This is a genomic window from Pseudoalteromonas sp. S1610 (genome assembly GCF_005887465.1).
Taxonomy (GTDB): domain Bacteria; phylum Pseudomonadota; class Gammaproteobacteria; order Enterobacterales; family Alteromonadaceae; genus Pseudoalteromonas; species Pseudoalteromonas undina.
Map to the genome: position 1 here is coordinate 1 of NZ_PNDI01000066.1, position 1,673 is coordinate 1,673.

Sequence of the window (1,673 nt, forward strand, 5' to 3'; positions counted from 1 at the left end):
CGGGGTTCGGGGTTCGGGGTTATCGTGCATTTTTAATCATAGAGATTAATTTACCAAGCATTTTCCCAATGCTTTCACACTCATCTAAAGCGTATTCTGTTTGTTCATAATTAATATAACCTAACTCAAAAGCAATCATTAGCTGAGTTTTTAATTCACCGACAGACCCTTTAGCTACAGAAAGAAAGTAAGCTCTTTCTTTATCAGAGTAACGCTCATAACCCTCTGCAATATTGCTAGGCACTGAAACTGCGCTTCGACACATTTGATCTTTTAAGCCAAAATCCCTCAAAGCAGTAAAGGTTTGGTATACAAACAAACTTAATGAGAAAGACTTTTTCCATACATCTAAACTTTCATACCTCAAAACCATTCCTTAGCCTTAATCTCGCTTTCATCATAAATTATAGTAAACATATAATTTAACGCACGGAACTTAATCTCTTTAGCAGCTCGGTTCTCGTAGCCCGTTACTCGAAACTCATTATCTAAAAACAAAAAACCCAGCATAAGCTGGGTTTTTGAATTCTTGATAACGTAAAAATTAACGTTTTGAGAACTGTGGACGCTTACGCGCTTTCTTAAGACCCACTTTCTTACGTTCAACTTTACGTGCATCACGAGTAACGAAACCTGCTTTACGAAGTTGTGGACGTAGTGACTCGTCAAACTCCATAAGTGCACGAGTGATACCGTGACGGATAGCACCAGCTTGACCAGTAGTACCACCACCGGCAACGGTGATGTGAAGGTCAAATTTTTCAGTCATGTCTACAAGCTCAAGAGCTTGACGAACAACCATGCGTGCTGTTTCGCGACCAAAGTACTCTTCTAAAGAGCGCTTGTTGATTACGATGTTACCAGTGCCTGGGCGTAAGAATACGCGAGCACTTGAACTTTTACGACGACCTGTACCGTAGTATTGATTTGCCATGATAGTGCTCCTTAAATGTCTAGAACCTGAGGCTGTTGTGCAGCATGGTTATGCTCAGTACCCGCGTAAACTTTAAGTTTGCGGAACATAGCGCGGCCTAAAGGACCACGTGGCAACATGCCTTTAACAGCTTTTTCGATGATCATTTCAGGCTTTGCAGCTTGAAGTTTATCAAAAGTAGTAGACTTAAGACCACCTGGGAAACCAGAGTGAGCGTAGTACACTTTATCTTTGAATTTGTTACCAGTAACAGTAACTTTCTCAGCGTTGATAACGATGATGTAATCACCAGTATCTACGTGTGGTGTGTACTCAGCTTTGTGCTTACCGCGTAGGCGATGAGCGATTTCAGTAGCGATGCGACCTAAAGTTTTATCTTCAGCGTCAACTACGTACCAGTCACGTTTTACTGTTTCTGGTTTAGCAACAAACGTTTTCATTTATAAAAATCCAATGTTTTTCAATTAAAACCACAGGTAGTTATTATTAACTACCGCTCTAAGTATGCTACAACCCCTTCGAGTTTTAGACTTTTTCGCCGCTCACAAGTGGCTAAACTATATGAGGACATAGAACGCAACGTGGCAGACGCGGGAGTATACCAGCACTTAAACTACATTGCTACCGGCCGGTTGTTTTTTCCGCAAAAAGTTTTAGGTTTTAGGTTTTAGGTTTTAGGTTTTAGGTTTTAGGTTTTAGGTTTTATCAAAAATAACTATATAATCGGGATTGGCAATTA

The 1,673-nt window shown here is 40.3% G+C and carries 3 protein-coding genes; all 3 read right to left on the minus strand.

The window, feature by feature from the left end:
* Positions 1 to 19: 19 nt before the first annotated feature.
* Positions 20 to 373 carry a four helix bundle protein gene (locus CWB77_RS16725; RefSeq protein WP_249931445.1) on the minus strand — a complete coding sequence of 118 codons (354 nt, stop codon included), beginning with the start codon at positions 371 to 373 and terminating at the stop codon, positions 20 to 22.
* A 171-nt stretch (positions 374 to 544) separates the two neighbouring features.
* Positions 545 to 937, minus strand: coding sequence for a 30S ribosomal protein S9 (gene rpsI / locus CWB77_RS16730; RefSeq protein WP_024600778.1), 393 nt, complete (start codon positions 935 to 937; stop codon positions 545 to 547).
* A gap of 8 nt (positions 938 to 945) precedes the next feature.
* Complete coding sequence (gene rplM, locus CWB77_RS16735; protein WP_008110876.1) at positions 946 to 1,374, minus strand: 50S ribosomal protein L13; 429 nt, start codon at positions 1,372 to 1,374, stop codon at positions 946 to 948.
* Positions 1,375 to 1,673: the final 299 nt, after the last annotated feature.